General features: G+C 65.7%; 9 protein-coding genes. 3 read left to right on the top strand and 6 right to left on the bottom strand.

From position 1 onward, the window contains the following. The coding region (locus tag JWM94_RS12080) for a hypothetical protein (protein ID WP_299427114.1) at positions 1-206 on the top strand (206 nt) is incomplete at its 5' end. 38 nt (positions 207-244) lie between these two features. Further along, positions 245-799, top strand: a complete 555-nt coding sequence (locus JWM94_RS12075) for a CHAP domain-containing protein (protein WP_299427111.1) — start codon at positions 245-247, stop codon at positions 797-799. 71 nt (positions 800-870) lie between these two features. Here the strand turns inward: JWM94_RS12075 and msrB are convergent, their stop codons facing one another. The 4 genes from msrB to JWM94_RS12055 all read right to left on the bottom strand — a co-directional run bounded on the left by msrB (position 871) and on the right by JWM94_RS12055 (position 4,908). Next, positions 871-1,362: a peptide-methionine (R)-S-oxide reductase MsrB gene (gene msrB / locus JWM94_RS12070; RefSeq protein ID WP_299427108.1), complete on the bottom strand. Its 492-nt coding sequence runs from the start codon at positions 1,360-1,362 to the stop codon at positions 871-873. Between the two features lie 49 nt (positions 1,363-1,411). Continuing rightward, entirely contained in the window at positions 1,412-2,659 is a 1,248-nt protein-coding gene (locus JWM94_RS12065) for a cytochrome P450 (RefSeq protein WP_299427105.1), read from the bottom strand. Between the two features lie 93 nt (positions 2,660-2,752). Beyond that, the gene (locus JWM94_RS12060; protein WP_299427102.1) at positions 2,753-3,979 is read right to left on the bottom strand and encodes an ABC transporter permease; all 1,227 of its coding nucleotides are present in this window, start codon (positions 3,977-3,979) and stop codon (positions 2,753-2,755) included. Further along, entirely contained in the window at positions 3,979-4,908 is a 930-nt protein-coding gene (locus JWM94_RS12055; protein WP_299427099.1) for an ABC transporter ATP-binding protein, read from the bottom strand. The genes JWM94_RS12060 and JWM94_RS12055 overlap by 1 nt, the downstream gene beginning before the upstream one ends. A gap of 44 nt (positions 4,909-4,952) precedes the next feature. Here JWM94_RS12055 and queG point away from each other — a divergent pair, with 44 nt between their 5' ends. Further along, positions 4,953-6,014, top strand: a complete 1,062-nt coding sequence (queG, locus tag JWM94_RS12050; protein ID WP_299427096.1) for a tRNA epoxyqueuosine(34) reductase QueG — start codon at positions 4,953-4,955, stop codon at positions 6,012-6,014. On the opposite strand, the gene JWM94_RS12045 is transcribed toward queG, so the two are convergent. Together JWM94_RS12045 and JWM94_RS12040 are read right to left on the bottom strand one after the other, a co-directional pair. Further along, on the bottom strand, positions 5,988-6,356 hold the full coding sequence (locus JWM94_RS12045) for a hypothetical protein (RefSeq protein WP_299427093.1): 369 nt from the start codon (positions 6,354-6,356) through the stop codon (positions 5,988-5,990). The genes queG and JWM94_RS12045 overlap by 27 nt on opposite strands. Then, entirely contained in the window at positions 6,353-7,033 is a 681-nt protein-coding gene (locus JWM94_RS12040) for an EI24 domain-containing protein (protein ID WP_299427090.1), read from the bottom strand. The genes JWM94_RS12045 and JWM94_RS12040 overlap by 4 nt, the downstream gene beginning before the upstream one ends. Between the last annotated feature and the right edge of the window lie 36 nt (positions 7,034-7,069).

Here is a 7,069-nt window from a genome sequence, read left to right as displayed (position 1 = left end):
GTCGGGTGGGGGTGCGGGCCGGTGCCGCAGCGATTGGGCGGAGGCCCAATCGCCTCAATCAAAGGCGTGATTCGCCGCTGGGCGGTGACGAGATAGGTCAGCAAACCAGACCATTCAGGGCACTCATCGGCGACGAAACACCGTTCGTCGTGAAAGGTTCCATTCACCGCGCGGTGAGGGTTTTCATGTCGGATTTGTCCACCTAACCCACCATCAACAGTTCACGACGACCTTCGGGGGGTCCATGAAATTCGGTAATCTTGCAGCGCGTTTTGCGCTGGTGGCGGTGTGCGCCCTGATGACGGTGGCACCCGCGCAAGCGCGCTTCTGGCAGTGCGCGCCTTATGCCCGCGAAGTGTCGGGCATCCAGATTTTCGGCAACGCCAACACGTGGTGGAGCCAGGCCGCCGGCAAGTATGAGCGCGGCAACACGCCCAAGGTCGGCGCGGTTCTCTCGTTTCGCTCGACCGGCCATATGCGGCTCGGCCATGTCGCCACCGTCGCAGCGATCGTCAGCGACCGCGAATTGCTGCTCAATCATGCCAATTGGTCGCGCCGCGGCGGGATCGAATATACCGCACGCGTCGTCGATGTGTCGGCGGCGGGCGATTGGAGCCAGGTCAAGGTCTGGTACGGCCCGCAGGGCGGTTTGGGCACCTCCACCTATCCGACCAATGGGTTCATTTACGGCAATGGCGCGCCGAAGGGCGACGATCAGTTCGACGAGCCAAAATTGCCGCAACTTCAGATGGCCAGTGCCACCGCCGGCGGCGGGCGCATGATCGGCGTGCGCGACTAAACGAGCTTTTTTACGAACGCAGTTTCCAAAAGCCCGTCGCGGATCGCCGCGGCGGGCTTTTGCTTGCGCAGTTACGCCTTGCCCGGCGTGAAGGTCATCGCCAGCCCGTTCATGCAATAGCGTTTGCCGGTCGGCTTCGGCCCGTCGTCGAACACATGCCCCAGATGCCCGCCGCAGCGGCGGCAATGCACTTCGGTGCGCGACATGCCGAGCGACCCATCATTGCGCGTGCGGATGGCGTTGGGCAGCGGCTGCCAGAAGCTCGGCCAGCCGGTGCCGCTGTCGAACTTGGTCGTCGACGAATAGAGCGGCAACGCGCAACCCTTGCACGCGAAGATGCCCGCGCGGTGCTCGTTGTTGAGCGGGCTGGTGAACGGCGTCTCGGTGTTTTCGTGGCGCAGCACTTCGTAGGATGCCGGGCCGAGCTTCTTGCGCCACGCGGCGTCACTCATCACGATTTCGAACTTCTCGGGCGGTTGCGCGGGCGAGGCGCGGCAGCCGAACAGGATGATGCTCGCGGCGCTCGCGCCGGTCAGGGTCAGGAACTGGCGTCGGTCGGTCATGTCTGGTCTCCGTCGGCAACTACGAACGACGGCCGCATTCGGATGCGGATCAGTATTTGCTGATTTCGACCGGCAGCTTGCGATAGCCGTGGACGAAGCAGGCTGAGACGCGCTCCGGCTCGCCAACCACGTTCACGCGCATCCGCCGCTTGGCCATTTCCTCGAGCAGCACGCTGATCTGCATTTCCGCCAGCCGTGCGCCGACACAGCGGTGGATGCCGTGCCCGAACGCCAAGTGACGCCGCGCATTGGGGCGATCGACCTGGATATCGTCGGCATTGTCGCCGAACACGGTCTCATCCCGGTTGGCCGAGAGATACCAGAGCGCGAGCTTGTCGCCTTCCTTGATCTTCTGCCCGCCGAGTTCGTGATCCTGCGTCGCGGTGCGGCGCATGTGCGCGAGCGGGGTCTGCCAGCGGATGATTTCCTGCACCGTGTTGCCGATCAAGCCGGGGTCGCCCTCCACCTTGGCGCGCTGGTCGGGGAACAGGTCGAGGCCATAGGCGACGGCGCTCATCGAATTGCGTGTCGTATCGTTGCCGCCGACGATCAGCAGGATCAAATTCCCCAGGAACTCGAACTGGTCCATTTCCGCCATCGCTTCGGAATGGATCATCATCGAAATGAGGTCGGGCGTCGGCTCCTTGCCGAGCTTGTCGTTCCACAGCTTCCCGAAATACGCGCCGCATTCGTACATGTGCGTCAGCCGCTCGGCGCGCAGTTCGGGGGTCTTGACCAGTTCGATATCGCCCGCCCAATCGGACCAGAAGGTCAGCTTGCGGCGGTCCTCCCACGGGAAATCGAACAGGATCGCCAGCATTTGGGTGGTCAGCTCGATCGCGACGGTATCTACCCAGTCGAAGGTCTTGCCGTATTCGAGCGTGTCGAGCACTTCGGCGGTGCGGCGGACGATGTCCTCCTTCATCCGCACCATCTCGCTCGGCGTGAAGGCGGGGGCGACGGTGCGGCGCTGGCCGGTATGCTTGGGCCGGTCCATCGCGATGAACATCGGCATCTTCACGTCGCTGTCGGGCAGGAAGTCGGCGAGCGTGATCCCGCCGGCTTCGGACGAGAAGATTTCGGGGAGCGATTCGGCCTCGACGATCGGCTTGTAGGTCGACACCGACCAATAGGGGCCGAAGTCCGATCCCTCCACCTTGTGAACGGGCGCGTTGGCGCGCAGTTCCTTGAACGGCGCTTGCCACGTGTCGTCGCGATAGAGCTCGGCGCGGCTGACGTCGAGCGGGTCGACAGGACCATCGTATTTGTAGGTCGGACCGTTCTTGACCATATCCATGATGGACTCTTGTGTCGTTTGAGTCGCCATGCCCACTCTCCCTTAATCGCTCCAAACAACCCGATACTTACACGAATGTCAATAGTGGGGCGCTCAAGCGGTCTTCTTGCGCTTGGGCCCGCTGCCCGATTTGAGCACGCCGCGCCGGAACCAGCGCGCGCCCAGCGTGATGACGACCGATACCCAGAACAATTGCCACGCGATCGCGACGACATGCGGCCACAGTGCCGGGGAGTTGGCCGCCGCCGCCGCCATCGCCATTGGCGAACTGAACGGAAAGACCTCGGCGATCAGCGCGACCGTGCCGCCGGGACTGGCCGCCGCGGTGCCCGCGAGCCCGACCATCCCCATCTGGACGAAGGTCATCGGCAGCGACATCATCTGCAATTCGCGCTGAGTAGATGCCTGCGCGCCGAGGATCAAATACGCCGCGCCGATCAACAGATACGACATCACGAAATAGATCAGGAACAGGAGTGCGAACATCGGCTTGCCGACCGCCGGCGCGACCTGCGTCAGCCCCGTAACCGCCCATGCCGGCAACACGCTGGTGATCTGTGACGCCACCGTTCCCCAGAACCCGACGAACAGGATCGCCACACCGAACATGCCGATCAGCTTGCCGACGAACACCGATTCGAGCGGGACCGCGGCGGCGAGCACCTCGATCACCTTGTTGTTGCGCTCCTCCGCCATCGTGCCGATCGTGAGGCCGGCGAGGAACAAGGTCAGCAGGAAGATCGCCATCACCGCGAAGAGCGCGGCCTGGCTGTGGCCGCTGGCGGTGACCTGGGTCTGCACAATCGCTACCTTGACCGGCTTGCTGAGGGACGCGGTCGATCCGATCCGGTCGCTGCGCAACACCTGGTCGGCCAGCGCGGCGAGATAGTTCGCTTCGCTGGCGGCATTGTTGCCGTAGAGGATATGCGGTGCGGCGAGCGGGCCATAGAGAACTGCGTCTATGTCGCCCTCGCGGCTGCCGATCATCGTGCGTGCCTGGCGTTCGGGATCGGCGTCGGGCGCGCGATAGTCCAGCGGGGGCGGCACGTCGCTGCGGTGGAACACCTGACGCAATTGCGCGTCGGCCTCGCGAATCGCCGAAATGTGATCGGGCGCGATCAGCACGACCAGTCTGCTGCGGTCGATCACGCTCTGCGTCATTTTGGACGCGCCGACCCCGCCCGCCGCGCCGAACGCGATCGTCAACAGCGGCGACAGCAGGAAGATCAGGAACGTGGGGGTGAACACCGTCGCAATGAAATCGCGCCGCGCCACGGTCATTGCCTGGCGGATCGAGCGGCGGAGCGAGCCGGGGGCCATTACGCGGCCTCCGCTTCGGCTTGCGCCAGCGCATCGGCGCCGACGATCTTGACGAAGGCATCGTGCAACCCCGGCCGCTCGATCGATAGCCCGGTCACGCCATATCCGGACTGGGTCAGCCGGGTCAGCATCGCCTCGATCCCGCCATCGGGCACCGAAAATATCCATTCACGGCCGTTGTTTCGCGCGTCGGCGGGTAGCATCGCGGCGATTGCCGGGTCGTCGCGTTCGGGCGTGTAATGCGCCTGCATCGGCAATTTGCCGCGCGCCTCGCTCACCGTCCCCTCGAACCGACGCTTGCCGCCCGCGATGATCGCGAGCCGGTCGCACAGCCGCTCGGCATGCGCCATGACGTGCGTCGAAAACAGGACCGTTGCGCCGCGCGCCTGCTCGCCGCGGATAAGTTTCTCCAGATTTTCCTGATTGACCGGGTCGAGTCCCGAAAACGGCTCGTCGAGCACCAGCAGATCGGGCTGGTGCACCACCGACCCGAGCAGCTGAACGAGCTGCGCCATGCCCTTGGACAGCTTGCGGATCTTTGTATCGACGGCATAACCGAGCCCGGCATTTTCCATCAGTTCGACCGCGCGCTTGCGCCCGGTGCTCCATGGTAGGCCGCGCAGCGCGCCCATGAACGCGATCGCCTCGCGGGCCTTCATCGCCGGATACAGCCCGCGCTCATCGGGCAGATAGCCGAGCTGGTCGCTCGCCTCGCGCGGGCGGTCGTGGCCGAGCAGGCTGCGGTGGCCCTCGTCCGGCTCGATGATCCCGAGCAGCATGCGCAGCGTCGTCGTCTTGCCCGCGCCGTTGGGGCCGAGCACGCCGTAGATCGTCCCCGCCGGCACCGCGAGATCGACGCCATCGACGACGCGCCGCCCGCCGAATTTCTTGACGAGCCCGGTGGCGCTGACCGCCAGAGTTTGTGACACGCAACCTATCCCTTTGTTCTGGCCAATCGTGGTAGCGGGGCGGGGTGGATCACGAAAGACCATTCGAGGAGCGGTTGCGGGCGGAGGCGTTAACGCTGGGTTTCGCCGCCGTCGGCGTGGCGCGCGCCGATGCCGCGCCGCTGGCCGGCGAGCGGTTGCGCCAATGGCTGGGCGAGGGCGCGCATGGTGAGATGATCTGGATGGAGGAGCGTGCGGGCGAGCGCGCCACGCCCGCCGGACTATGGCCCGACGTGAGGAGCGTGATTGCGTTGGGGATGAGCTACGCGCCGGGCCGCGATCCGCTCGCGCCCGCCGGGGACGGGGATCGCGGGCGGATTTCGGTTTATGCACAAGGCGGCGACTATCACGACGTGGTCAAGCGCACGCTCAAGGCACTGGCACGGTGGATCGTCGCCGAAGCCCCAGGCAGCGACCTCAAAGTGTTCGTCGATACCGCGCCGGTGATGGAAAAACCGCTGGCCGAGGCGGCTGGGCTGGGCTGGCAGGGCAAGCACACCAATCTGGTCAGCCGCGACCATGGCAGCTGGCTGTTCCTCGGCGCTATCTACACTACGCTCGATCTGGCGCCGTCGGTCGCGGGGAGCGATGCCTGCGGATCGTGCGACGCATGCCAACGTGCCTGCCCGACCGATGCGTTTCCCGAACCCTATCGGCTCGATGCGCGGCGCTGCATTTCGTACCTGACGATCGAACATAAGGGGCCGGTGCCCGAAGAATTCCGCGCGGCGCTCGGTAATCGAATCTATGGTTGTGACGATTGCCTCGCGGTGTGCCCGTGGAACAAGTTCGCTGAAGCCGCCGCCGCCAATCGCGCCTTCCTGCCGCGCGCCGAACTGACCGCACCGCGGCTGGCGGACCTGCTCGCGCTCGACGATGCTGCATTTCGCCAAGTGTTCGCGGGATCGCCGATCAAACGGATCGGCCGCGACCGGATGGTCAGGAACGCGGCCTACGCGGCGGGGAACAGTGGGGACGAGGGACTGGCGCCGCTGCTCGACGCGTTGCGTAACGATCCGTCGCAAGTCGTACGCGATGCCGCCGGCTGGGCGCTCGCCCGCCTATTTCCCGCCACCGCGCCGCGCTAGCGCCGCGACGCAGCTCGCGCGGTCGATCGGGCTGCCGTCGGGCTGGCGCGTATCGACATAGGTTACGGTCGGCTCGCCGCCGCCCTTGCCGGGGTAGAGATAGGTGTCGAGCACGCAGATCGGCCCCTTGAACTGGAGCTTGCGCGCGCTGCCCTCGCGGACATCGGCGTCGGGGTTGCCGAATGTGCGGGTCAGCTCGGCCGCATTCTGCCCCGTAACGCGGTCGAGCCCCGTGGTCGAGATCGGGCGGGCGGGGGCGGCGCTCGGTGTCGCCGGGCGCGCCATCGTTTCGCCGCAGCCGGCAAGCAGCAATCCCACGCCGAGAACTATCGCCTGTTTCATCGCCGTCTCCCATGAAACTGATGCGTCGCCATCGCCGCGCCGAGCACCGGTGCGATCAAATTGACGACCGGCACACTCATCAACGCGGCGACCACCACGCCCAGATCCCAGCGCGTCCATCGCGTGTCGCGCGCCCAGGCCTTCATCTCGCCGCTCGTCATATGCCGCGCCGCGACCATCTCGCCAAGATCGGCACCGAGCAGCCAGCCGTTGGCGGCGTAGAATAACAGCGGCGTGCCAAACCCCGTCACCAGCAAGACGACGTAGAGGGGCATCAGCAGCACATTGACCAGCAACGCCCGGCCCGCCGACCGCAACCCGAGCGCCATCGACCGCGTCACCGGCACATGATGCGCGCTCGCCAGCGCGTCGGGATAATGCCGCCGCTCGACCGCCACCACGATCTCGTCGCCGAATAGCCAGATCGCCGCGACGGCAATGGCGCGAAACAGCACCCAGCCAAACAGCAGCATCGCGAGAAATCCGCTGATCGCGGCGAGATTGCCGGCGGCCTCGTCCCAGCCAAGCCGATCGATCACCAACCAGCGCGTGGAGAACCACAGGCCCGCGCCGAGCAACAGGAATATTGCCAGCGTCAGCGCGATCGACTTGGCGAACACGCGCAGGATCGCGGGGTCGGTGAGGTCGCCCAGCGACAGGAAGAATGCGCGGAACATCGTTGCGTGCGTGTAGCCGCGCGGTTAGGGCGCGGC

This window comes from Sphingomonas bacterium (assembly GCF_028289855.1).
In the GTDB taxonomy this organism is placed as follows: domain Bacteria; phylum Pseudomonadota; class Alphaproteobacteria; order Sphingomonadales; family Sphingomonadaceae; genus Sphingomonas.
Note: the sequence above shows the minus strand (reverse complement) of the source record. Positions and strands in the feature narration are given on the sequence as shown.

What these genes read in the sequence shown, in the direction of transcription:
- JWM94_RS12060 (WP_299427102.1), bottom strand. Translation starts at nt 3,979, where the DNA reads ATGGCCCCCGGCTCGCTCCGCCGCTCGATCCGCCAGGCAATGACCGTG.
- JWM94_RS12065 (WP_299427105.1), bottom strand. Translation starts at nt 2,659, where the DNA reads ATGGATATGGTCAAGAACGGTCCGACCTACAAATACGATGGTCCTGTC.
- JWM94_RS12040 (WP_299427090.1), bottom strand. Translation starts at nt 7,033, where the DNA reads ATGTTCCGCGCATTCTTCCTGTCGCTGGGCGACCTCACCGACCCCGCG.
- msrB (WP_299427108.1), bottom strand. Translation starts at nt 1,362, where the DNA reads ATGACCGACCGACGCCAGTTCCTGACCCTGACCGGCGCGAGCGCCGCG.
- JWM94_RS12045 (WP_299427093.1), bottom strand. Translation starts at nt 6,356, where the DNA reads ATGAAACAGGCGATAGTTCTCGGCGTGGGATTGCTGCTTGCCGGCTGC.
- JWM94_RS12075 (WP_299427111.1), top strand. Translation starts at nt 245, where the DNA reads ATGAAATTCGGTAATCTTGCAGCGCGTTTTGCGCTGGTGGCGGTGTGC.